The 23,903-nt window shown below is 56.8% G+C and carries 26 protein-coding genes; 18 read left to right on the top strand and 8 right to left on the bottom strand.

Annotated elements, in window-relative coordinates:
• From V6N04_RS05415 to V6N04_RS05380, 8 genes are read left to right on the top strand one after another with little or no spacing between them, the layout of a single operon-like run.
• Positions 1-576 carry a hypothetical protein gene (locus tag V6N04_RS05415; RefSeq protein ID WP_371169107.1) on the top strand — a complete coding sequence of 192 codons (576 nt, stop codon included), beginning with the start codon at positions 1-3 and terminating at the stop codon, positions 574-576.
• Positions 577-627: 51 nt separating this feature from the next.
• Positions 628-933 (top strand): NADH-quinone oxidoreductase subunit NuoK, encoded by a 306-nt coding sequence (gene nuoK / locus V6N04_RS05410; protein WP_371169106.1) that lies wholly within the window; start codon positions 628-630, stop codon positions 931-933.
• A 6-nt stretch (positions 934-939) separates the two neighbouring features.
• Positions 940-3,108: an NADH-quinone oxidoreductase subunit L gene (nuoL, locus tag V6N04_RS05405; RefSeq protein ID WP_371169105.1), complete on the top strand. Its 2,169-nt coding sequence runs from the start codon at positions 940-942 to the stop codon at positions 3,106-3,108.
• Positions 3,108-4,652, top strand: coding sequence for an NADH-quinone oxidoreductase subunit M (locus V6N04_RS05400; protein ID WP_371169104.1), 1,545 nt, complete (start codon positions 3,108-3,110; stop codon positions 4,650-4,652). The genes nuoL and V6N04_RS05400 overlap by 1 nt, the downstream gene beginning before the upstream one ends.
• A 12-nt stretch (positions 4,653-4,664) precedes the next feature.
• Positions 4,665-6,101, top strand: a complete 1,437-nt coding sequence (gene nuoN / locus V6N04_RS05395) for an NADH-quinone oxidoreductase subunit NuoN (RefSeq protein WP_371169103.1) — start codon at positions 4,665-4,667, stop codon at positions 6,099-6,101.
• A complete protein-coding gene (locus V6N04_RS05390) occupies positions 6,091-6,855 on the top strand; it encodes a biotin--[acetyl-CoA-carboxylase] ligase (RefSeq protein WP_371169102.1) in 765 nt (254 codons plus the stop codon). Before nuoN ends, V6N04_RS05390 begins: the two co-directional genes overlap by 11 nt.
• Positions 6,856-6,867: 12 nt before the next feature.
• Positions 6,868-7,647, top strand: a complete 780-nt coding sequence (locus V6N04_RS05385; RefSeq protein WP_371169101.1) for a type III pantothenate kinase — start codon at positions 6,868-6,870, stop codon at positions 7,645-7,647.
• The gene (locus V6N04_RS05380) at positions 7,644-9,305 is read left to right on the top strand and encodes a ribonuclease J (RefSeq protein WP_371169100.1); all 1,662 of its coding nucleotides are present in this window, start codon (positions 7,644-7,646) and stop codon (positions 9,303-9,305) included. The genes V6N04_RS05385 and V6N04_RS05380 overlap by 4 nt, the downstream gene beginning before the upstream one ends.
• 98 nt (positions 9,306-9,403) lie before the next feature.
• On the opposite strand, the gene V6N04_RS05375 is transcribed toward V6N04_RS05380, so the two are convergent.
• The 5 genes from V6N04_RS05375 to V6N04_RS05355 all read right to left on the bottom strand — a co-directional run bounded on the left by V6N04_RS05375 (position 9,404) and on the right by V6N04_RS05355 (position 14,161).
• Positions 9,404-10,819 carry a DEAD/DEAH box helicase gene (locus V6N04_RS05375; RefSeq protein ID WP_371169099.1) on the bottom strand — a complete coding sequence of 472 codons (1,416 nt, stop codon included), beginning with the start codon at positions 10,817-10,819 and terminating at the stop codon, positions 9,404-9,406.
• 178 nt (positions 10,820-10,997) lie between these two features.
• Complete coding sequence (locus tag V6N04_RS05370; protein WP_371169098.1) at positions 10,998-11,558, bottom strand: hypothetical protein; 561 nt, start codon at positions 11,556-11,558, stop codon at positions 10,998-11,000.
• 90 nt (positions 11,559-11,648) lie between these two features.
• The gene (locus V6N04_RS05365) at positions 11,649-12,095 is read right to left on the bottom strand and encodes a hypothetical protein (protein ID WP_371169097.1); all 447 of its coding nucleotides are present in this window, start codon (positions 12,093-12,095) and stop codon (positions 11,649-11,651) included.
• Between the two features lie 94 nt (positions 12,096-12,189).
• A complete protein-coding gene (locus V6N04_RS05360) occupies positions 12,190-13,797 on the bottom strand; it encodes a peptide chain release factor 3 (RefSeq protein WP_371169096.1) in 1,608 nt (535 codons plus the stop codon).
• A 43-nt stretch (positions 13,798-13,840) separates the two neighbouring features.
• Positions 13,841-14,161: a hypothetical protein gene (locus V6N04_RS05355; RefSeq protein ID WP_371169095.1), complete on the bottom strand. Its 321-nt coding sequence runs from the start codon at positions 14,159-14,161 to the stop codon at positions 13,841-13,843.
• Positions 14,162-14,357: 196 nt separating this feature from the next.
• On the opposite strand from V6N04_RS05355, the gene V6N04_RS05350 reads away from it, so the two are divergent.
• The 4 genes from V6N04_RS05350 (at position 14,358) to V6N04_RS05335 (ending at position 17,767) form a co-directional block, all read left to right on the top strand.
• A complete protein-coding gene (locus V6N04_RS05350; RefSeq protein WP_371169094.1) occupies positions 14,358-15,137 on the top strand; it encodes an SDR family oxidoreductase in 780 nt (259 codons plus the stop codon).
• An 83-nt stretch (positions 15,138-15,220) separates the two neighbouring features.
• Positions 15,221-16,264 (top strand): aldo/keto reductase, encoded by a 1,044-nt coding sequence (locus V6N04_RS05345; RefSeq protein ID WP_371169093.1) that lies wholly within the window; start codon positions 15,221-15,223, stop codon positions 16,262-16,264.
• 34 nt (positions 16,265-16,298) lie between these two features.
• A complete protein-coding gene (locus V6N04_RS05340; RefSeq protein WP_371169092.1) occupies positions 16,299-16,820 on the top strand; it encodes a lipocalin family protein in 522 nt (173 codons plus the stop codon).
• A gap of 41 nt (positions 16,821-16,861) precedes the next feature.
• Positions 16,862-17,767 carry a DMT family transporter gene (locus tag V6N04_RS05335; RefSeq protein ID WP_371169091.1) on the top strand — a complete coding sequence of 302 codons (906 nt, stop codon included), beginning with the start codon at positions 16,862-16,864 and terminating at the stop codon, positions 17,765-17,767.
• Positions 17,768-17,770: 3 nt separating this feature from the next.
• On the opposite strand, the gene V6N04_RS05330 is transcribed toward V6N04_RS05335, so the two are convergent.
• Together V6N04_RS05330 and V6N04_RS05325 are read right to left on the bottom strand one after the other, a co-directional pair.
• A complete protein-coding gene (locus V6N04_RS05330) occupies positions 17,771-18,484 on the bottom strand; it encodes an NUDIX hydrolase (protein ID WP_371169090.1) in 714 nt (237 codons plus the stop codon).
• A 10-nt stretch (positions 18,485-18,494) separates the two neighbouring features.
• Positions 18,495-18,926, bottom strand: a complete 432-nt coding sequence (locus tag V6N04_RS05325) for a DUF983 domain-containing protein (protein WP_371169089.1) — start codon at positions 18,924-18,926, stop codon at positions 18,495-18,497.
• Between the two features lie 194 nt (positions 18,927-19,120).
• On the opposite strand from V6N04_RS05325, the gene V6N04_RS05320 reads away from it, so the two are divergent.
• From V6N04_RS05320 to V6N04_RS05305, 4 genes are all read left to right on the top strand, one after another.
• Complete coding sequence (locus V6N04_RS05320; RefSeq protein WP_371169088.1) at positions 19,121-19,696, top strand: EF-hand domain-containing protein; 576 nt, start codon at positions 19,121-19,123, stop codon at positions 19,694-19,696.
• Between the two features lie 75 nt (positions 19,697-19,771).
• On the top strand, positions 19,772-20,359 hold the full coding sequence (locus tag V6N04_RS05315; protein ID WP_371169087.1) for an RNA polymerase sigma factor: 588 nt from the start codon (positions 19,772-19,774) through the stop codon (positions 20,357-20,359).
• Positions 20,346-20,762: a hypothetical protein gene (locus V6N04_RS05310; RefSeq protein ID WP_371169086.1), complete on the top strand. Its 417-nt coding sequence runs from the start codon at positions 20,346-20,348 to the stop codon at positions 20,760-20,762. Before V6N04_RS05315 ends, V6N04_RS05310 begins: the two co-directional genes overlap by 14 nt.
• Entirely contained in the window at positions 20,759-21,271 is a 513-nt protein-coding gene (locus V6N04_RS05305) for a periplasmic heavy metal sensor (protein ID WP_371169085.1), read from the top strand. The genes V6N04_RS05310 and V6N04_RS05305 overlap by 4 nt, the downstream gene beginning before the upstream one ends.
• Before the next feature lie 84 nt (positions 21,272-21,355).
• Here V6N04_RS05305 and V6N04_RS05300 read toward each other — a convergent pair whose 3' ends face one another.
• Positions 21,356-22,741, bottom strand: coding sequence for a diguanylate cyclase (locus V6N04_RS05300; protein WP_371169084.1), 1,386 nt, complete (start codon positions 22,739-22,741; stop codon positions 21,356-21,358).
• Between the two features lie 113 nt (positions 22,742-22,854).
• On the opposite strand from V6N04_RS05300, the gene V6N04_RS05295 reads away from it, so the two are divergent.
• Positions 22,855-23,133, top strand: a complete 279-nt coding sequence (locus V6N04_RS05295; protein ID WP_371169083.1) for a DUF3572 domain-containing protein — start codon at positions 22,855-22,857, stop codon at positions 23,131-23,133.
• A 53-nt stretch (positions 23,134-23,186) separates the two neighbouring features.
• Positions 23,187-23,882, top strand: coding sequence for an HAD family hydrolase (locus V6N04_RS05290; protein ID WP_371169082.1), 696 nt, complete (start codon positions 23,187-23,189; stop codon positions 23,880-23,882).
• Positions 23,883-23,903 lie beyond the last annotated feature (21 nt).

Genomic DNA, 23,903 nt, shown 5'->3' with positions numbered 1-23,903 from the left:
GTGAAAGCAGTTCTGGTCGCCATATCTCTCGTAGCTGGGACAAGTTCGGTAGCGATGGCGTGCACCTATGGTCCGCTTGTTTTTCTTACACCTCTCTTAAACGAGCGAGTTCACCACCTTAAGAACTGTTCGTTCACAGGTGGTGGCCGGGATGACCTAACTATTGGTCGTGCCGCGAAAGATCTAGGAAATGGTATCGTGTTCCAAGTTGTTGAAACAGATGGTTTCGAGCAAGCCGTCGCAACTGACTGCCGGACCAAGCAACAGTTATCGTTCTTTGGAGCCGATTTGGAGGATGAAACGGTCCATTTCAGTTGCTCAGAAGTGGTTCCGTCAAAATTGAACGCCCCATTCTCTTCTGGAAAATTCAAACTCGCCGCTGGTAAAAGCCTAGCCGATTTAAAGAGCTATGCGGTCAAGCAAGGTTACATGTGGACGGATTTCGATTGGAATTTTGGGTTGTCAGCAGTTCCGGGATATCCACCACGGAAAACCACTCTGGCCAAGAAAGACCGCCCAGACTTCTATTGTGGGTGCAAACTTCACTACCCAGACACGCCGGGGGCAGCAGGATGAAAACGAAAAATACGATGCTCCCGGAACCGGGAAACAAGAACGAGGGACGAAATGGTAGGACTTGAACATTATCTCGCGGTCGCGGCGGCATTGTTCGTCATCGGCATTTTCGGGCTCTTCCTGAACCGTAAGAACATCATCATTCTTCTGATGTCGATCGAACTGATGCTTCTTGCTGTGAACATCAACCTTGTCGCCTTTTCGTCCTATCTGGGTGATCTGGTAGGGCAGGTCTTCACGCTCTTTGTACTAACCGTGGCTGCCGCCGAGGCTGCCATTGGTCTGGCGATCCTTGTCAGCTTCTTCCGCAACCGCGGAACGATTGCTGTCGAAGACGTCAATGTGATGAAAGGCTAACGGCAGATGGTACAGTTCATCCTCTTTGCGCCTCTGATCGGCGCGCTGATTGCTGGCTTTGGGCACCGGATTATCGGTGATAAGGGCGCGCAGTTGTTGACGACCGTTTTGTTGTTCGCAGCCGCGTTCCTGTCCTGGATCGTCTTCTTCACGCTCGGGACCGAGACGCAGTTCATTCACATCCTGGATTGGGTTCAATCGGGCAGTTTGTCGGTTGACTGGTCGATCCGTTTGGATCGCCTGACCTCGATCATGCTGGTTGTTGTGACGACGGTATCGTCCCTCGTGCATATGTATTCCATGGGCTACATGGCGGATGATCCGCAGTTCAAAGGCGAAAGCTATCGTCCGCGTTTCTTCGCGTATCTCAGCTTCTTTACCTTCACCATGCTGATGCTGGTGACGGCGGATAACCTGCTGCAGATGTTCTTTGGCTGGGAAGGCGTGGGTGTCGCGTCTTACTTGCTGATCGGCTTTTACTATAAGAAACCGTCGGCCAATGCCGCCGCGATCAAAGCCTTCGTTGTGAACCGGGTTGGTGACTTCGGGTTTGCCTTGGGCATCTTCGGTCTTTTCTACATGACCGACAGCATCCGCTTTGACGATGTGTTCGCCGCCGCACCCGCGCTGGCAGAGACGCAGATCCACTTCCTGTGGACGGACTGGAACGCCGCCAATCTGTTGGCCTTCCTTCTGTTCGTCGGCGCGATGGGTAAATCAGCGCAGCTGTTCCTACACACTTGGTTGCCCGACGCGATGGAAGGTCCGACCCCTGTGTCGGCGCTGATCCACGCCGCGACCATGGTCACCGCCGGTGTCTTCCTTGTCTGCCGTATGTCGCCCTTGATGGAATACGCGCCTGCCGCAACCAACTTCATCGTTTTCCTTGGCGCGACCACGGCGTTTGTCGCCGCGACCATCGGTCTGGTTCAAAACGACATCAAACGCGTGATTGCGTATTCGACCATGTCTCAGCTGGGCTACATGTTTGTGGCGGCGGGCGTCGGCGTCTACTCGGTCGCGATGTTCCACCTGTTCACCCACGCGTTCTTCAAAGCGATGTTGTTCCTTGGGGCCGGGTCGGTCATTCACGGGATGCATCACGAACAAGACATGCGCAACTACGGTAACCTTCGCAAAAAGCTACCCATGACCTTCTGGGCGATGATGATCGGTACGCTGGCCATCACCGGTGTCGGTATTCCGCTGACGGCAATCGGCTTTGCTGGTTTCTTGTCGAAAGACGCGATTATCGAAAGCGCTTATGCAGGCACCAATGGGGGCTACGCCTTCTGGATGCTGGTCATTGCAGCGCTGTTCACCAGCTTTTACAGCTGGCGTTTGATGTTCATGACCTTCTACGGCAAGCAGCGCGGCGACAAGCACACGCACGAGCATGCGCATGAAAGCCCGATGGTTATGCTGGTGCCGCTTGGTGTGCTGGCGATGGGATCGATCTTTGCCGGGATGATCTGGTATGGGGCGTTCTTTGGAGATCACCACAAGGTGAACCACTTCTTCGGGATCGAGGCACATGCTGAGGCAGGCGATCACGCCAAATCAGATGATGGCCACGGTGAGGCCGCTGACGGGCATGGCGAGGCGACAGACAGTCACGCCGATACCGCGACCGACGGCCACGCTGATGCTGATAAGACTGACGAAGCGATGACTGATGGTGGGCATGGCAATGCGGCGATGGCGCATCACGGAGAGGCTCCGAAAGGCGCAATCTTCATGGCACCAGACAATCACGTGATTGACGACGCCCACCATGCTCCAAAATGGGTCAAGGTTTCGCCATTCATTGCAATGCTGATCGGTTTCGCGATGGCATTCTGGTTCTACATCGTGAACACCAGCCTGCCCAAAAAGCTGGCCGAGACCTTCCCGATTGTCTACCGGTTCCTGCTCAACAAATGGTACTTTGACGAGCTTTACGACATCCTGTTCGTCAAGCCGGCCTTCATCGTTGGACGGTTCTTGTGGAAAAGCGGTGACGGCAACGTCATTGACGGCTTCTTGAACGGTGTGGCCATGGGCATCGTGCCTTGGTTTACCAAAATGGCGGGCCGCGCACAGTCGGGATACGTCTTCTCTTACGCCTTCGCGATGGTCCTTGGCATCGTCGTCTTGGTCACAATCATGATCCTCTTCAGCGGTGGAGCGCACTAATGAACAACCTGCTTTCCATCATTACATTCCTGCCGCTGGTCGCGGCTGTGATCCTTGCGCTTTTCCTGCGCGGGGATGACGAAGCGGCCGCGCGCAACGCCAAGTGGCTTGCGCTGGCGGCAACTGTGGCGACGTTCCTATTCTCGCTTCTTCTGCTGACGGGTTTTGACCCTGCCGACACGGGCTTCCAGTTCGTGGAAGAGGGCAGCTGGATCATGGGCCTGAAATACAAGATGGGTGTCGACGGGATTTCGGTCCTGTTTGTGATGCTCACCACCTTCATGATGCCGCTGACCATTTGGGCCAGCTGGGGGGTGACCTCCCGCGTGAAGGAATACATGATCGCCTTCCTGCTGCTTGAAACGCTGATGCTTGGCGTGTTCATGGCGCTGGATTTGGTACTGTTCTATCTGTTCTTCGAAGCAGGGCTGATCCCAATGTTCCTGATCATTGGGATCTGGGGCGGGAAGGAACGCATCTACGCATCGTTCAAGTTCTTCCTTTATACCTTCCTTGGGTCCGTCCTGATGCTGGTCGCGATGATCTACATGTATGTAGACGCGGGCACGACAGATATCCCGACGTTGATGAAACATACGTTCGGATCCGAGAGCTTTAGCCTACTGGGTATTCAGATTGTCGGTGGGGCGCAGACACTGCTGTTCCTTGCCTTCTTCGCCAGCTTCGCGGTGAAAATGCCGATGTGGCCGGTTCATACCTGGTTGCCGGACGCACACGTTCAGGCACCGACAGCGGGTTCGGTCGTGCTGGCGGCGATCTTGCTGAAAATGGGCGGCTACGGCTTCCTTCGTTTCAGCTTGCCGATGTTCCCGATCGGGGCGGACACGATGGCGACGTTCGTCTTGTGGATGTCGGCGATTGCGATTGTCTACACGTCGCTGGTTGCACTGGTGCAGGAAGACATGAAGAAGCTCATCGCTTATTCATCGGTAGCCCACATGGGCTATGTAACCGCTGGTATCTTCTCGCTGAACCAACAAGGTGTGGATGGGGCGATCTTCCAGATGCTCAGCCACGGCTTCATCTCGGGCGCGCTGTTCTTGTGCGTGGGCGTCATCTATGACCGCATGCACACACGCGACATTTCCGCCTACGGGGGCCTTGTGAACCGCATGCCAGCCTATGCGCTGATCTTCATGTTCTTCACCATGGCAAATGTCGGCCTTCCGGGTACATCGGGCTTTGTAGGTGAATTCCTGACGCTGGTCGGTATGTTCAAGGCCAACACTTGGGTCGCAATGGTCGCCACCTCGGGTGTGATCCTGTCAGCCGCTTACGCGCTTTACCTGTACCGTCGTGTCGTCTTTGGCGACCTGATCAAGGAAAGCCTGAAAGCGATCACCGACATGGACGCGCGCGAGAAGATGATCTTCGCACCGCTCGTCTTCATGACATTGCTACTGGGTATCTACCCATCGCTGGTCACAGACATCATCGGCCCGTCGGTCGAAGCGCTCTTGACCAATTTCCACGCCGCCGTTCCTGCCGAAGCTGCAGAGATGGCCCAGGCCGCATCGCATTAAGGAGAGCGAAAGATGAGCTCTGTTGATATTCAAACGGCTCTGCCTGAGCTGATCCTGTCCGTCTATGCGATGGTCGCGCTGCTGGGTGCGGTCTATACAAGCAAAGATGGGCTGGCCAAGCTGCTGACATGGGTCACCGGTGGTGTGATGGTTGTTGTCGCGCTGATGGTCGCTGGCGGAGACGGCGCACATGCCGCTTTCAACGGCATGTTCCTGGACGACGCCTATTCACGCTTTGCCAAAGTCGCGATCTTGCTTGCAGCTGCTGCCATTCTGGTGGCCGGCGAGGCGACGATGTCGCGCCGCGGCCTTTTGCGGTTCGAATACCCGATCCTGGTTACCTTGGGCACTGTGGGCATGATGGTGATGGTGTCAGCCGGTGATCTGATGGTGCTTTACATGGGGCTCGAGCTTCAATCGCTCGCGCTTTATGTCGTGGCATCTCTGAACCGTGACAGCGTCAAGTCGACCGAGGCGGGTCTGAAATACTTCGTGCTGGGCGCGCTCAGCTCGGGACTGCTGCTTTACGGTGCATCGCTGACATACGGCTATTCTGGCACCACTTTGTTCTCGGGCATCCTTGAGGCTGCGAATGATGGTCACGTGGGCCTTGGTCTGTTGATCGGTCTGGTCTTCGTGACTGCCGGCTTGGCATTCAAGGTCTCGGCTGTACCGTTCCACATGTGGACACCGGACGTTTACGAAGGCGCGCCAACCCCAGTGACCGCTTTCTTTGCCACCGCGCCAAAACTGGCGGCGATGGGGCTGTTTGCCCGCGTCATGTTTGATGCTTTCGGGCAGGCCGTGGGCGACTGGCAGCAGATTATTGCGCTGCTGTCGGTTCTGTCGATGTTCCTTGGCGCGATTGCCGCCATCGGCCAAACCAACGTCAAGCGCCTGATGGCCTATTCGTCGATTGCCCATATGGGGTTTGCCTTGATGGGGCTGGCCGCAGGCAGCGCGTATGGTGTACAGGCGATGCTTCTTTATATGGCGGTTTACCTGACCATGAATATCGGCGCCTTTGCCTTCATCATGTCGATGGAGCGTGACGGTCGCCCGGTTGCCGACATCTCGGCTCTGAACCAGTTCGCGGTCGAGGACAAAACGCGCGGGCTGGCGATGCTGATCTTGCTGTTTTCGCTGGCAGGTGTGCCGCCAATGCTGGGCTTCTTTGCCAAGTATGGTGTGCTTATTGCCGCCGTTCAGTCTGGCCTGACATGGTTGGCGGTGGCTGGTGTGATCGCATCTGTGATTGGCGCGTTCTATTACCTGCGGATCGTCTATTTCATGTACTTTGGCGAAAAAGGCGACGGGGTCGAAATGAACATGTCGCCTGCTGCATGGGTCGCTTTGATGGGATCGGCTGCGATCATCCTTCTGGGTGTTGTGAACTTCTTCGGCATCGAAGGCGCAGCGGCAGCAGCGGCAGAAGCCCTTGTCAAATAACGTATGGCCCGACTGGCCGGATGGTGTTGAAAGACGCGTTCTGGCCACCGTGGACAGCACCAATGAAGAGGCCCGGCGCATTGCTCCGGGCCTTTTGGGACCAACATGGATCCTTGCCCATCAGCAAACCGCAGGACGCGGTCGCCGAGGCAGGGCATGGGCAGACCCGGAAGGGCATTTCTCGGCAACTCTGGTGATGCGCCCGGCAGAGCCGCCGGCCCAAGTGGCGCTGCGCAGTTTCGTGGCCTCACTCGCGCTTTATGATGCATTCGTTGCCGCCACTGGGCATCCATCGGGTTTAGCGCTGAAATGGCCAAACGACGTTCTGCTGAACGGTGGCAAGGTGGCTGGCATCCTTTTGGAAAGTGCGGGGCTTGGCGGGCAGGTGGGCCACATCGCCATCGGTATCGGCGTGAACCTGATCGAAGCCCCCACGGGTGCCAAGATCGAACCCGGCGCGGTCGCGCCTGTCAGCCTTGCGGGTGAAACCGGCGTTCAAGTCACCCGAGAAGAGTTTCTGAGCCTTTTGGCCCCTGCCTATGCACGCCACGAGGCGAGTTTTACCACCTACGGATTTGCGCCCATTCGCGAGGCATGGTTGTCTCGCGCCGCTCGATTGGGTGAAACGATAACGGCACGGACGACACGCACCGAGCATGTTGGCCGGTTCGAAACAGTGGACGCCGAGGGCAACCTTGTCCTATCAACGGCGAAGTCCCGCGAGGTGATCCCCGCGGCCGAGATATTCTTTTAAGGAGCCGACCTTATGCTTCTGGCCATTGATTGCGGCAATACCAATACCGTCTTCTCGATCTGGGATGGCGCTGAATTCGTTTGCACGATTAGAACATCGACGCATCATTCGCGCACGGCGGATGCTTACTTCACGTGGTATTCGACGCTGATCAACCACTATGGGATCAAGGCCGAGATTACAGATGTGGTCGTCAGCTCTACCGTGCCGCGCGTCGTGTGGAACCTGCGCGTATTTGCAGATCGGTTCTTTGGGTGTCGCCCGCTGGTCGTTGGTAAGCCCGACTGCCTGTTGCCCGTCGCGCCCCGCGTTGACGTAGGCGCTGTGGCGGGGCCAGACCGCCTGGCCAACGCTGTCGCGGCCTTCAACCGCCATGGTGGGGACAGCATGGTTGTGGATTTCGGGACGGCGACAAATATCGACGTCGTAGCCCATGACGGGGCCTATATCGGCGGCGTGATCGCGCCCGGTGTGAACCTGTCGCTAGAAGCGCTGCACCAAGGGGCTGCGGCCCTTCCACATGTCGACGTGACCCAACCCGACAAGGTGATCGGCACAAATACGGTGGGCTGCATCCAGTCCGGTATCTTTTGGGGATATGTCGGCTTGGTACAAGGGCTTGTACAACGGGTGAAAGACGAATACGGCCTTCCGATGAAGGTCATTGGAACCGGTGGGCTTGCGCCTTTGTTTGAGCAAGGCGACCAGCTATATGACGTGATCGACCACGACCTGACAATGCATGGTCTTGTGGACATCTATGACTACAACAAGGAACAGGGCAACTTATGAGTGCTGACCGACTGATTTACCTCCCGCTGGGGGGCGCCGGTGAGATCGGCATGAATGCCTATGTCTATGGTTACGGAAAACCGGGCAAAGAACGTCTGATCCTTGTCGATCTGGGCGTGACGTTTCCTGACATGGATACGACACCCGGTGTGAACCTGATCATGCCGGACATGAGCTGGCTTGAAGAGAACGCCGACCGGTTGGAAGCGATCTTTATCACCCATGCGCATGAAGACCACGTCGGTGCTATTGGACGGATGCACGGCAAGCTAAAAGCGCCGATCCATGCGCGTCCGTTCACGCGTTACCACGCCCAACGCAAGATGGAGGAAGCCGGCCAAGTGCCAGAGGCGGTCATCACAGCGGGTATCTATCCGCAAGTGATCGACGCTGGACCCTTCAAGGTCAGTTATTTGCCCGTCAGCCATTCGATCCCTGAAAGTGCTGGATTGATCATCGACACGCCCGCAGGACGGATTGTGCATACTGGCGACTTCAAGTTGGACGAAAACCCTGTGCTGGGTGACAAGTTTGATGAAGAGCTGTGGCGCGAGGTTGCCAAGCCGGGTGTGAAAGCTCTGGTTTGCGATTCCACAAATGTCTTTTCGACCCACCCGGGACGTTCAGAATCTGAGGTCGGTCCTGAGCTTGTGAAGCTGGTCAAGGACGCGCCACATATGGTGGTCGCGACGACCTTCGCGTCAAATGTCGCGCGGGTGAAGCAGCTGGCCGAAGCTGGAAAAGCGGCAGGCCGATCGGTTTGCCTTTTGGGCCGTGCAATGCAGCGCATGGTGAAAGCAGGGGAGGAGACAAAGGTCCTTGGCGATTTCCCGGCGACCGTGACAGCCGAAGATGCCCGCGATATTCCGCGGGATAATTTGATGCTGATTGTTACGGGCAGTCAGGGCGAACGCAGGGCGGCCAGCGCTCAGTTGAGTCGCGGCAAGTATCTTGGCCTGAAAATGGCCCAAGGCGATACATTCCTGTTCTCATCCAAGACCATTCCGGGCAACGAGCGCGGCGTGATCCGCATCATGAATGCCTATTCCGAGATGGGCGTGGACATCGTTGCCGAGAATGATCGCTATCACGTGTCTGGTCATGCCAACCGTCCGGACCTTCAGCGCGTTCACGAAATCATGAACCCTGAAATGGTGATCCCGATGCACGGCGAACACCGGCATTTGCGTGAGCATGCCACGCTTGCCGAAGAAGGTGGTCGCAAGTCAATGGTCGTCGTCAACGGGGCAGTCTGTGATTTGACGGGCGACACCCCGCGTGTGGTCGAACACGTCGAAGCGGACCGCATCTATCTTGATGGCGACATATTGATTGGTGCGCTGGATGGCGTCGTCCGTGACCGGATCCGGCTTGCGCTAAACGGTCATGTCATTGTGAATGTGATCGTCGAAGGCAACGAGCCACTGGGTGAGCCTTGGGTCGAGGTGATGGGATTACCGGAAACTGGCAGTTCCAGAGCGCCGCTGGTGGATGTCTTGGAAGAAGATCTGGGGCAATTCCTGATGCGTGCCGGGCGCAAGACGTTGCGTGATGATGACAAGCTTGGTGACGAGTTGAAACGGATCGCGCGTAAGTCCACAAATGATGAAACTGGACACAAACCCGAAGTCACCGTGGTGGTTAGCCGGTTGGAGTGAGTGCCGCATTTCATGCGACAGCCTCCGGCGGGGATATTGTAGACAAGAAAAAAGCCCGCAGGTTCTTTGCGGGCTTTGGTTTTTCGAACGGTGAGGATTCATCCAGTTCGACGTTCGTCAAAGCTTTTTGCAATGAAATCAGGGAGGTGATCTCCCATTCCTTTAGCTTGGTTGTCGTCACGACGTCCACCACGAGGGCGAGGCGGTTTTGCATCCTGTCGCGTCTCTTTCACTTCGGGTTTGGGAGTGTCGTTGCGTTCTTTCTGCTTGTCAGCGTCGGCTTTGCTGTCCTTTTTGCGGGACCGCTTTGGCGTAGGCGCTTTAGTCTCTTCGTCGTCTGACTTACGTGACCGCGACGGTTTGGCCGGGATCGGGTTTTCGACACGCGGGATCTCGTTCTCGATCAGCCGCTCGACAGCATCGAGGTTCTTTTCGTCACGTGGCTCGCAAATCATGATCGCTTTGCCGTCACGACCTGCGCGGCCAGTGCGACCGATGCGGTGCACATAGTCTTCGGCATGGCCCGGTACGTCATAGTTGAAAACGTGGCTGACATTGGGAACGTCCAACCCGCGTGCTGCAACGTCAGAGGCGCACAGGAAGCGCAATGTGCCTGCACGGAACCCGTCCAATACCTGTGTGCGCTTGGACTGGTCCAGATCGCCATGGATCGGTTCGGCGTCGTAACCGTATTTTTTCAAAGATTTGGCCGTGATATCCACGTCTGTCTTGCGGTTGCAAAAGATGATCGCGTTCGTGCACTTGTCGCCTTCGCGATCGATCAGGGCGCGTAGAAGTTTGCGTTTCTCTGACGATGCACGGTCGCGGCGCGAGGCTTTGAACATGCAAAGCTCTTGGGTGATGGTCTCGGATGTTGTGGCTTGGCGCGCAACCTCGATCCGCTCTGGGTTCGACAGAAACGTGTTGGTGATCCGCTCAATCTCGGGTGCCATGGTGGCCGAGAAGAACAGGGTTTGGCGTGTGAACGGCGTGAGCGAGAAGATACGTTCGATATCCGGGATGAAGCCCATATCGAGCATCCGGTCGGCTTCGTCCACCACCATGATCTGGACGCCGGTCAGCAGGAGCTTGCCGCGCTCGAAATGGTCAAGCAGGCGGCCGGGCGTCGCGATTAGGACGTCAACGCCGCGGTCGATCGCCTGGTCTTGTTCCTTGAAGCTGACACCGCCGATAAGCAGGGCTTTGGTCAGTTTGACGTGCTTGGCATAGGTGTCGAAGTTTTCTGCGACCTGGGCCGCCAGTTCGCGCGTTGGGCAAAGCACCAATGATCTTGGCATCCGGGCGCGGGCGCGGCCACGGGCCAAAGCGGTGATCATGGGCAGTGTAAAGCTGGCCGTCTTACCGGTGCCGGTTTGGGCAATGCCCAGTACATCGCGGCCTTCGAGGGCCGGTGGGATTGCGCCTGCTTGAATGGGGGTGGGGCTTTCATAGCCCGCTTCGTCGATTGCTTTCAGCACCTTGGGGCTGAGTTTCAAATCAGAAAATTTGGTCATGTATGTCCTGTTTCACGGACATCTCGCGCCCGTGCGGCTGAGGAAGAGAGGGCCCGGTTGGCCGTCGCGTATCCGCGTCTCTTCGGTTGGGCATGTGGGTAAAGAAAAATGGTCTCAGGGTCAATGACATGGGTAGGAACGTGAACAATATACGTGAATTTTCGCGATTGGGCTGATATCAGGAACACTGACCAACGGATGGATGAAGCTTTGGGCTGAAACCTTGACGCAGGACGGCGATGGTTGGTGCGGGGGTCAGGACCGTTAAGGTGCTGTTGGGTATGGATTTTTCAGTTATGTACCCCTTTGGGCTGTATGCCAGCGCGCGATCTTTCCAGATAAGGTGCGGCACCCCATCGATTAGTGTCATGGTGCCATCAGGCAGATAACAGGCGTGATCTTTGCTGCGAACCTGCTGTCGAGATCGTGTGACACGCGCCTTGTGAAGCGCGCGATCCATATCAGCATGTCCGCATTCGCGACCCACTGCGCGGGACCACGCAGATTTGTAGGCGCGATAGGCGTCGGGCCGACAATAGGCGCAGGGGCGATGGCCCGCCGCCAGACCGACAGCTTCGTCCAGAAAAAACAGCGGTGTCCAACTGCGAACTGGCATCGGTCCGTGGTACTTCCCACGCGGGTGGGTGAGTGTGCAGATGATCCAGTGCTGATGTGTCCACCGCGATGTGGCAAGCCTGCCATTGGAAAATGGCAAAATGCCCCGATTTCCGGTGAACATTCCACGCCCCGGATCGGCAACGATTTCACCGGTTGGGAGAACGCGATTTTGAAGCGGTGAAGGGCGGTGCACGTTTAGCGAATGTTGGTGCTAGCGGTCGATGACGCGTGCCCCGGTCATACGCGCCGCCTGCCAGGTTTCGCTATCTTCAACCCGCGAGAGCGTACCGCGCAGCGAAATGCGCTGACCTTCCTCAAAGCCAATGATCGGCTCGTCCAGAGTGACCTGAAGCGATGCGCCGTGATCGCCTGAACCGCACAGTGGACACAGCCCCATATCCGACGTCAAAAGCAGTTCGACCACCTGCTCGCCACCAAGAACGGGGATCGCATAGCCGGTGATCTCGATCTCTTCGGGTGTTTCTGCAAGGTCGCTGGGCCAAATCTTGTTGACCGAATAGCTGGTCTCGGTGACGGTCTCTTCGAACTCGATAGCAGAGAGAACCTGCCAGACATCCACTTCGGCTGCGGTGTTGGCAAATGCCGGGGCGATGTGTGCGCCAAGCGTGGCAGCGATTGCAAGCGAACTGGTTTTCATAGTCGAGCCTTTTCTGATCTTGCGCGTATGTTGCCATGTTGCGGCCAAAAGGAAAGAGTTTTGTTGGCGTTCGGCGGAAAATCCCGCCGTAAAGTCAGACCATCATTTCCTTGGTGGCAGATAGTGTAAGATCGGGGTAATCACGTTCAACACGATCGATATCCCATTGAAGCCGGGTCAGAAACACTGGATCCCCATCGTTGTCATGCGCGATGTGTTGTTTGTTGGCTTCGACAAGCTTCTCGACCTCAGCTTTGGGTCCCAAAACCCAACGGGCCGAAGTGAACTGAGATGCTTCAAACCGTACCGGAAGCCCGTACTCAAGCTCAATCCGGCTGGCGAGCACTTCGAATTGCAGTGCACCGACGACACCCACGATGAAACCCGACCCGATATTGGGTTTGAAAACCTTCGCAGCACCTTCTTCGGCGAACTGCATCAGCGCTTTCTCAAGATGTTTGGCCTTCATAGGATCGCCTGCACGCACACCTTGCAATAGCTCGGGTGCGAACGAGGGAATGCCCGTGGCGCGGATCATTTCGCCTTCGGTCAGCGTGTCGCCGATGCGCAGTTGCCCGTGGTTGGGGATGCCGATGATGTCGCCTGCCCAAGCCTCTTCCGCCAACTCGCGATCCGAGGCGAGGAACAACACAGGGTTCGAGACCGCCATCGGCTTTTTCGAGCGCACATGAGTCAGTTTCATGCCGCGTTTGAAATGGCCTGAGGCCAAGCGCATAAACGCCACGCGGTCACGGTGTTTCGGATCCATGTTGGCTTGCACCTTGAAAACAAAGCCCGCGACTTTCTTTTCCTCGGGTGCGATAGCGCGGGGGTCGGCTTGTTGCGGCTGTGGCTCGGGGCCGTAATTGGCGATGCCCTGCATCAGTTCCTGCACACCAAACGAGTTGATGGCCGAGCCGAACCAAATGGGCGTCATATGCCCTTCCAGCACAGATTTCGGATCGAGAGTGGGCAACAGTTCGCGCGCCATTTCGACCTCTTCCAAGAACTTCTCAAGCAGGTGTTCAGGCACATGCTCGGCGAGTTTCGGATCGTCGAGGCCTTTGATCTCGATGGTTTCCGCCACCACGTTGCGGTCGGCACGGTCCATCAGCTCCAAACGATCATTCAGAAGATCGTAACATCCCATAAAGTCGCGGCCCATGCCAATCGGCCAGCTGGCAGGCGATACGTCAATGGCGAGGTTTTCTTGAATTTCATCAATGATATCAAAAGTGTCCCGGCTTTCGCGGTCCATCTTGTTACAGAAAGTCAGGATTGGCAGGTCGCGCAGACGACAGACCTCGAACAGTTTTTGCGTCTGGCTTTCCACACCTTTTGCCCCGTCGATCACCATCACCGCAGCGTCCACGGCAGTCAGCGTGCGGTAGGTATCCTCGGAAAAGTCCGAGTGGCCGGGCGTGTCCACCAGATTGAAGCGGAACTTGCCGAAATCAAACGACATGGCAGAGGCCGAGACTGAGATGCCCCGGTCTTGTTCCATCTTCATGAAGTCCGACCGCGTGCGGCGTGCCTCACCCTTGGCACGCACCTGACCCGCCATCTGAATGGCACCACCATAAAGAAGGAACTTTTCGGTCAGGGTCGTCTTGCCGGCGTCCGGGTGGCTGATGATCGCAAAGGTACGACGGCGCGCAATCTCGGGCGGCAGTTCGGGGCGGTTGTGTGCAGTGTCCAACATGCGTTGGCATATAGCCGGGCAGCCTATGGGAGGCAATCTGCTTTCAGCGAATCCGCAGATTCAGAAGTGTCCAACCGTTGACCTCTTTCAGTATTTCGGCGCCCTCTCTCACACGGTCATCAATCGCGCCGCGTTCGTGGGACGGGCAGCCGATCAACAGATGCTCATGGTCGAGAAGATCGTTGGTTTCTTCATTCTCGCCGATGATTTGACATATATCATTGGGATTTGGATAGGGACGTAGCGCCACCAATCCAGAAGCCTCGGGGGCCACGTAACGGTTGGAATAAGCGTCAGGTTTGCCAGTTTCGCACGCAGTTAAAATACCTGCGGTGGCAATGATGCCCAAAAGTCGTATCGTCATATGTTAGTCCCGAGCTGTGTTGTATCATCTTAGGGTTGCAGCTTTTTCTACCTTAGCCAAGCGAATTAATTTCTAACCCTACATGTGGTGCCAGTTTTGAGGAAAGGATCAGGGCGAAACGATCGGTGGGGGTGTCGGTCCTCTGCTTTTCATGGTTATCTCATTTCCAGTTAATTTGGCATTGGTGGAGGTCGCCATGGATCTGGGAATTGCAGGTAAGCGAGCGCTGGTATGTGCGTCGTCAAAAGGGCTTGGGTTGGGATGCGCACAGGCGCTGGCGCGTGAGGGCGTGTCGCTGGTGATGAACGCTCGAAGCGAAGGGCCGCTATTGGCTGCAGCCGAAGCTATTCGCGCTGAGACTGGCGTTGAGGTGACCACAGTGGCCGCGGACATCACGTCCGAAGAAGGGCGCGCGCGGGTGCTTGAGGTCGCAGGTGATGTCGACATCCTTGTGACCAACGCCGGTGGGCCGCCCCCCGGCATGTGGACGGACTGGGATCGCGACGATTTCATCGGTGCGTTTGACGCCAATATGTTAACACCGATTGCGCTGATGCAGGCCCTATTGCCGGGGATGATGGAACGTGGTTGGGGCCGGGTGGTGAACATCACCAGCGTCTCGGTCAAATCGCCCATCGCTGTGCTGGGGTTGTCGAACACCGCGCGGGCAGGGCTGACCGGGTTTGTGGCAGGCACCGCACGGCAAGTGGCTGGAGAAGGTGTGGTCATCAACAATCTACTACCAGGTATTCACGATACCGACCGCGCGACCGCATTGGACAAGGGTGTTGTCGACGCACAAGGCATCACGATGGATGATGCGCGCGCCGCGCGCGAAGCAACCATCCCTGCGGGACGCTACGGGACAATCGAGGAGTTTGGTTCCACCTGTGCCTTTATGTGCTCGCAGCATACGGGCTTCATGGTCGGGCAGAATGTGCTTTTGGATGGCGGTGCAGTGAACACGACGATGTAGGCGCGATTGTATCTTGTCCTCGCCGGAGCAATCGGCAAATTGGTGCGGCGAACACCACTTCCCAAATACCAAGGAGACGCGCGATGCAGATGAACAAACTTGCAAATGGCAAGCTGGAGGTCAGCGCGCTGTGCCTTGGGTCGATGCTTTGGGGATCGACCAATACCGAGGCCGAAGGTCACGCCCAGATCGATATGGCGCTGGATCACGGTGTGAATTTTATCGACACGGCCGAGATGTACCCGGTGAACCCGATCAAGGCCGAGCGATGTGGCGCGTCTGAAGCGGTCATTGGAAGCTGGATCGCAAAGTCGGGGCGTCGGGCTGATGTGGTCGTGGCCACAAAGGTTTCGGGTGATAATCCGGGCTGGAAGCGCGGTGGCAAAGGCTATGATGGCGCGACCATTCACGAGGCCGTGGATGACAGTCTTGCCCTGCTCAAGACAGACTACATCGACATTTATCAAACTCACTGGCCGATCCGCGGCAGTTATGCGTTTCGGCAAAATTGGACCTTCGACCCTTCTGGTCAAAACCGTGATCAAACCGAAGCACATATGCGTGACGTGCTTGAGGCAATGATCCAAGTGGTGAAAGCGGGCAAAGTCCGCTATTTTGGCCTGTCCAACGAAAGCGTCTGGGGCACGGCGCAGTGGTTGCGCATCGCGCGCGAGATGGGTGCGCCCGAGGTGATCTCGATCCAGAATGAGTACAGCCTGATGAACCGCCTGGCCGATACTGATCTGGCCGAGCTTTGTATGAACGAGGATGTGCGCGTCCTGTCCTATTCGCCGTTGGGAACGGGGCTGTTGACCGGCAAATACCAAGATAATGCTGTGCCTGAAGGATCGCGTTTGTCCTTGTCACCCGGACTGGGTGGTCGTTGCACAACTCGCGCATTTGAAGCGGTTGATGCCTATCTAGCGGTCGCCAAGAAGCATGGATTGGATCCAGTTCATATGGCTTTGGCCTTTTCCGTCTCGCGGCCATTCATGGGGTCCACCATATTTGGAGCGTCTTCGATGGAGCAGCTTCAACGGGTGTTGGAAGGGAAAGATGTAACGCTGTCAGAAGATGTTCTGGCAGACATCAACCTTGCCCACCAAGCCCATCCGATGCCGTTTTGATCGTATGCGGACGTCATCTGGAAAGTTATCGCACATGAACCGACGTGATCTCCTTCGTCTGTCGGGCGCAGCGACACTTGTTTCGGGTGTGGCCGCCTGTGTCGGAGGGGGGGCAGGTGTCGAGTTTCACCGCAACAAGACAAGGTCGCTGAGTTCGACGACGCGGTTTGAGCCGGCGCGGTTTGCTGGCCGCTGGGTTATCCGGGGCGAATTTGTCTATCCCGGCGAAAAGCCGTCCTACGGGGCAGTGAACTTTACGGAAGCTGGCGGGAAGATCACGGCGCTGGACGTTTATGGCCCGTCAGGTTTGTTGGAACGCTATCCGGCCAAACAACCCACGCCTGGGCGTATTGTTGTTGGTGCTGCGCCATTTGACACTCAATATTGGGTGCTCTGGGTGGATGCAGATTATCGAACGGCAGCTATTGGAACGCCATCGGGCAGTTTTGGCTGGATCATTGATCGGTCGAAATCTGGTGGGGCGGACCGGATCAAGGCTGCGGGTGATGTACTGGGTTTCAATGGCTACAACCTGTCGCGTTTGAAAACCCGCTAAGCTGGCTGGAGTTCCTATGCGGATCGTGTCAAATGGTTCGCATGCAGGCTTGGATCCCCATCACCATCATCGCGGCGTTTTCGCAAAACCTGCGGTTCATGCTGCAAAAGCGGTTGAAAGACACGCGACTGTCGTCCACCGGGGCCACGTTTGCGCGTTTTGTCTATTCTGCGCCTTTCGTTGCGGCGATCCTTGCGGGCTATCTAACAGCAACCGGGCAAAGCCTGCCGCAGCCTGACGGCCGGTTCTTTCTGTTCGCCTTCACAGGTGGGATTGCGCAGATACTGGCAACCATATGCGTCGTCGCGTTGTTCGCAGAACGCAATTTTGCCGTCGGCATCACGTTCAAAAAAACCGAAGTGGTTCTGACCGCGCTGGTCGGCCTTGTCGTGCTGGGCGAGGGAGTTGGGACAGCGGGCGCACTTGCCATTGCGGTCGGCTTCGCCGGGCTCATCTTGCTCTCGGACCCGCCAGAGGGCGGAAGAACCGGATGGAAACGGTTCTTCAATAGGGCCGCGGCGCTGGGTCTTGGGGCTGGGTTCTTGTTCTCTGTCTCGGCTATCGGGTATCGCGGCGCGGCGCTGTCACTGCCTGCCCAGGACGTTGTAGCGCGCGCGGGCTTTACGTTGGCGGTGGTGACAGCCTTTCAGTCGACAATCATGTTCATCTGGATGTCCATCCGCGAAAAAGGCGAGATCACGCGCGTCTTCGCGGCATGGCGCGTCGGGCTTTGGGTGGGTGTAAGCTCGATGATCGGAAGCTTTTGCTGGTTCACCGCCTTCGCTTTGCAAAACGCAGCATTGGTCAAGGCGCTTGGGCAGGTGGAGTTGCTGTTCTCTTACGCCGCGACTTTGTTTGTGTTTCGTGAAAAGGTCACGGGGCGCGAATATGCGGGAACTGCCTTGATTTTGGCATCCGTACTGGTGCTGGTGTTGTTTTTGCGGTGACGCCTAGTAAGGCGCAGTTAATGGCCCAACCCCACCCAGCCGTTCAAACAAGCTCTCTTCGTCAGAGTTGTTGAAGAAAGGCACCCGACGCGGGGCGCCGAGGTCGGGTAAGTTGCCGACAATCTCGGCCAGAACCACCTCGGTGATGAAGGGCAGATCGAAGCGACGCACTTCGTCCAATGGGATCCACTGAAGATGGCTAAGCTCGTCAGATGCCCCCGAGAAATCGTCGATATCGGTACGAAGCTCACCTGCGTCCACTGCAAAAAACCGGGCATCAAAACGACGCGGGCGGCCCTTGGGTGTGATTGCGCGAAATACAAATGACATACCGCGCGCCGAGGGGATGTAGCCTGCCTTTGCAAACGCCTCCCATCCAGCGGGAACCGTGCCGGGCCAGGTCGCCGGCGTGCCAAGGATTTGGCCGGTTTCTTCCCACAGCTCGCGAATAGCGGCGACCAGAAGGGCGGGGGCTTTGGCTGGGTCCGCATGTTCGCCCAATCGCGTCAGGCAAGGTTCGGCGCCGCCATCGGCCAATGGAACATCCGCATCGGCGGCGTCAAGCGCGCCGCCGGGAAAGACGAATTTGTTGGGCATAAAAGCGGCCTTGGCACCGCGCTGGCCCATCAAAACCTGCGGGTGCGTGGCCTTGTCGCGGATCAATATCACCGTCGCCGCATCGCGAATTATCTTGGACTTGTCGATCGATTGATCCATGCGCCCGCCCTTACGTCTTGGCTTTCAACGCAAACCCGTGCGCGCGCTTGGCCCATTGAAATCCGATCATGAAGCCTTTGAAACGCGGCAGCAAATACAGCGACGCCGCAACAACTCCGACCGTAAAGATCGAAGCCAGGATCAGCGGATCTTGCACGAAATTCACATAGACGACGTGCAACAGGGGCGCCATGAAATGCCCAACCACCAGAATGGTCAAATAGGCGGGTCCGTCATCTGCACGTTGGTGAAACAGCTCTTCGCCGCAAACAGTGCAACTGTCATTCACCTTTAGATAACCCTGAAACAGCTTTCCCGTGCCGCAGTTTGGGCAGCGCTTGCGCCACCCTTTCTTGAGAGCAGGCTTCAACTCGCGTTCCTGTCCATCGTCAATCTGTTGTTTGGGCATGGCTTCATCCGCCGTGCTTATCACGTCACTCATTAGTCAATCCTCTGTCGCGCAATACCTATAATAGGGAATGTGGGTGGGAAAAGCATGTCACCAAATTCGCGTTGCGGCGCGATGTCGCGATTTTTTTCGATAAAGTGCGACGGAAACCCGATCTTGCTGCGTTTGACAGATATGAAGCCCGAGGAAACAGGCTCGGTGCAAACAGGCAAGACAAAGGAAAAGTTATGACTGTAACGAAGAAACAAACCGCGACTGCAATTGCTTTGGCCGTTGGAGCAGCACTGACACTGACCGGCACTGTGGCGATGGCCCATGGTGGCAAAGACGGTGGCATGGGTGGCCGCCATGGTGGCTTTATGAAGATGGAGTTCGCGGACATTGACATGGATGCCAGCGGCCTGATCACAGCTGAAGATCTGCAAGCCGCCGCCGAGGCCCGCTTTGCGGCTGCTGACGCGAATGGCGACGGCGAATTGTCCGCAGAAGAGATGCAGGCGCATCGCGAAGCAATGAAAGCCGAGCGTCAAGCTGAAGGCGGCGAAGGTAAGGGCAAGGGTCGCATGGACGGCAAACGCCTGGGCTGGATGATCGAGAAGATGATCTCGAAGCGCGATGCCAATGGGAACGGAACGCTGAGCATCGACGAGCTGACACCCGAGCAGGCGAAACTGGACCGTATGATTGATCGGTTCGACACCGATGACGACAATGCCATTTCGCAGGCCGAGTTCGATGCGGCCCAGAAAGAGGCCTTTATGAAAGGCCGCAAAGGTGGTCACGGCAAAGGTCACGGCGGCTAAGGCACAGGCAGGCAGGGCCTCCGGCTTGATCCGGGGGCCTTTACCCCCCTTGCACTGATGCTTTAGGCAGGACCTATGAACATGGCTTTGGACGCCTATGCAGATGCCACGGACGAGGCGTTGTTGGTTCTTTACGGGAACGGCGACCCAAGCGCGGCAGAGGTGCTGACCAGACGGTTGGCGCCTCGGGTCTTGGGCTATGCCACCCGCATATTGGGCGGCGACCGAGCCGAGGCAGAAGACGTCACGCAAGAGGCTATGTTGCGGCTTTGGAAGATCGCACCGAAATGGCGCAGCGGCGAGGCGCAGATATCAACCTGGGTATTCCGGGTGGTGTCCAACCTATGCACCGACCGGCTGCGCAAACGGCGCAGTGTCGATATTGATGCCATCGAAGAACCCGCTGACGACACACCCGCTGCGGTCGACACGATGATTGAAGCGGATCGGGTTGCGGCGCTGCAAAAGGCTTTGAACGCTCTGCCAGAGCGCCAAAAGATTGCGGTCACTCTGCGCCATATCGAAGGACAATCCAATCCAGAGATTGCGCAGATCATGGACATCAGTGTCGAAGCTGTCGAAAGTCTGACGTCACGGGGTAAAAAAGCACTCGCCCATGCGCTCGCAAACCAAAAAGAGGAGTTGGGATATGTCAAAAGCTGACAATAATGTTTCGCATGATCAAGAGCTTGATGCGCTTTTTGATGCGATGAAGGCCCAGCAACCGGAACCGTCAGAAGCGCTGGTTTCGGCAATATTGCGAGACGCAGAGGCCGAGCAGACCGGGGCCCAGCAGCACGGGCACGAAAAGCCGCCTTCAAAACCACATGTTGGGATTTGGACAAAGCTCGTGGCATCGATAGGGGGATGGCCGGCAGTTGCGGGTATGGCGACGGCAACCGTGGCTGGCATTTGGATCGGTTTCGCAGCCCCAACCGAACTTGAAACACTTTCAGGCGGGTTGATTTTGAGTGGTGATTATGTTGTCGCTCAGGAAACATACGCTTTGGACGACTTGAGCCCAGCCTATCTGGGATCTGGCGCCTTGATGGAGGATGAGGGATGAATGACGACCTCAATACGCCAATAGACAGCCCAAAGAAACGCGGGCCCAATTGGATGCGGATCGTGCTGATCATATCCTTGACGCTTAACCTGCTTGTGCTTGGGTTGGTCGCGGGGGCCAATTGGGGGAAGCATCGCGATCACGGCTTTAATCCGCGCGGCCCCAATCGCAGCGAGGTCCGAGATCTTGGGTTTGCGCCGATGGCGGGGGCTTTGAACCGATCAGATCGTCGTGAGATTGGTAAGGCTCTGCGAGATCGTAGCGGCTCGTTTTCGGAGAACCGGGCGCAACTGGCCCGTGAATTCAAAGAGATGTTGCTGGTCATCCGGGCCGAACCTTTCGACCCTGCGGCATTGTCGGCACTTATGGCGCAACAATCTGAACGTCGGTCTGAACGCGGCACGGTCGCACAGATGCTGCTGATCGAACGACTTGAACAGATGAGCCCTGATGACCGGCGGGCTTTTGCGGATCGGGTCGAGAAATCAGTGCGAAAGCATAGCCCCTGATCCCGTTGATATGGAAACGCTCAAACCCCTCGAAGGTGTGGGTGTTTCAAGCCAGCTAAGCCCCCGGTTTTGCCTCGAGAGCGGCTATGCAGCGTCAGAGACAACTGTTACCTGGTTCCGCCCGTCGGATTTTGCGCGGTAAAGTGCCTGATCAGCGGAATGCAGAAGTTCATGCGCCGTGGTGTCAGCCCCCGGCTGTGCGCCGAATATTGCAACTCCAATTGACATAGTGACTGCAACAGTTTGTCCGCTCGACGCAAGTGCGATTGGCCGGTCCCCGATGGCGCGTCTCAGGCGTTCGGCCATCGAGTGGGCTTGGTGGCGGGTCACACCGGGCAGAGCAATCAGAAATTCTTCACCGCCATACCGCGCCAAAAGATCCATGTCGCGCAGGTTTTGCCGAAGCCGCGTGGCGACCTCGGTCAGCACTTCGTCGCCTGCAAGGTGGCCATATAGATCATTGATGGCTTTGAAACGATCCAGATCGAGCACCATGATTGCATAGGGTTGGTTTGAACTGCGGGATTCGCGCTCCATCCTGTTCAGATAACTTTGTGCAAACCGGCGGTTATGTAGTCCTGTCAGTGGATCGCGCACGGCCAACGCCAGGTTGGTATCAAAGCTCTTCCGCAGGTCGTCGCCTTCAAATTTGCGGATCAGAAGTCGCGTTAGCCTTAATGCCAGTTCACGGGCATCGAAACCGGGGCGCAAGACAGCATTCGCCCCTAGATCAAGCGCAATCGAGCTGGGCGAGGGCGCTTCGCCGCAATCTTGAACAACAATTACCGCGTGGCGTGTGGTTTGGCGTGCCCGCAGTTCACTGATCAGACGCAAACCGTCCGATGTTGTCTTCAGGCTGGAGGCGATAACGAACGCATCGGGCACACCACCTTGGCTTCCCAAGTCCTCCAACACCTGTGATTGTGTCATGATGTCAATTCGATGTCGTATCTCGGTCGCGAGATGCATACGCCAGTAGATACCGGTTTCAGCGTCGGGGGCGATCAGGGCAACACGGGCTTTTCGTTGAAATAGGGCAGGGGCCTCGGCACATCCAAAATCTCGCGACAACTCGCGCCGCCGCAGCACCTCGTCCTCGGCAGAGCGGGCGCGGATCAGATTGCGCACCATCGCCATCAGTGTTGTATCGTCGAGCGGTCGGGAAAACACGTCATCCGCACCAGCAGTGAGGGCCTCCAAGCGTGTATCTTGGTCATCATTGTCTGTGATCATGATTACCGGGATGGCGGCGAGCGTATCATCGCCCTTCAAACGGCGGCAGGTCTCAAGGCTGTGTTGCGCGTGACCCCGCCCCAAAATGATCAAATCCGGCCGAAGATCGCGTGCCAATGTGTCGACATTAGTGGATTGATCTGCCTGCACCACCTCGTAATGCGCGACGGTCAGCTTGACCTTCAGAACGATGCGGTTGGTCGCAAGGTCATCCGAGATAAGGATTCTCTCACTCATGTGGTCAACTCGCCTTTGTCATTGTTCGCTTGTCATCATGCCTTGCGGATGGTCTGGTCATATTGCCGCCAGATTGGTTAAGAAAACCTTTCCATCTCTTAAGGAGTTTGAAAATGACCCCCGAGTTTGCAGAGACAACAGGCTTGAAAGTTCTAGGTTGGCTGGTGTCGGACGAGGAGCTGCTGCCTGTGTTCATGGGTTCGACCGGTGTCGATCAAGACGATTTGCGACAAAACGCCAGCAATGCGGAATTTCTGGGTTCGGTTCTTGATTTTCTCATGATGGACGACCGGTGGGTTATGCGTGCCTGCGATGCACTGGGACTGCCTTACGAGGATTTCGCCACGGTGCGACAGGCTCTACCCGGCGGTGCAAATTATCACTGGACTTGATGGCCAAAAACGGCACATTTCCACGGAAACACGATGGTTAGCGAGGCAGCCTGATGGCGATTGATGCACTACTCTTCGACAAGGACGGGACACTTTTCCTTTTCGAGGCGACCTGGGAAAGCTGGGCTCACGCCGTATTACTGCGACTTGCGGATGGTGATCAGGATCGCGCGCGCGTCATAGGTAATGATATCGGCTTCGATATGGACACACGACATTTTCAGCGCGACAGCGTGGTCATCGCAGGTACGCCTTCCGAAATCGTGGAGGCGTTGCAAAGTCACGTGTCGATGCCCGCAGATGCATTAGAAACACTTCTTAACGACGAAGCTGCCAAGGCGCCGCAAGTGGAAGCAACCCCGCTCGTTCCGTATCTTCAGGAATTGCGCCGCCAAGGGCTGAAGACAGGTGTTGCTACAAATGACGCAGAGCGGCCGGCGCGCGCGCATCTCAGCTCGGCAGGGGTGACAGACCTATTTGATTTCATATCGGGGTATGATAGCGGCTACGGGTCGAAGCCAGAGCCGGGACCCTGTCTGGCCTTTGCCTCGGCCATCGGGATCGCGCCGGCGCGTGTCGCGATGGTGGGTGATAGCCTGCATGATCTTCAAGCGGGTCGCGCGGCAGGTATGCAGACGATCGCCGTCCTGACTGGGCTTGCCACCCGCGATGACTTAGCGCCCTATGCTGACGTCGTATTAGATGACATTGCGCATATTCCGGCGTGGTTAGACGCGGCAAAACATTAAATTAAAACCGAGGCCTAACGT

It is taken from the genome of Aliiroseovarius conchicola, assembly GCF_041403445.1.
Classification (GTDB): Bacteria; Pseudomonadota; Alphaproteobacteria; order Rhodobacterales; family Rhodobacteraceae; genus Aliiroseovarius; species Aliiroseovarius conchicola.
Note: the sequence above shows the minus strand (reverse complement) of the source record. Positions and strands in the feature narration are given on the sequence as shown.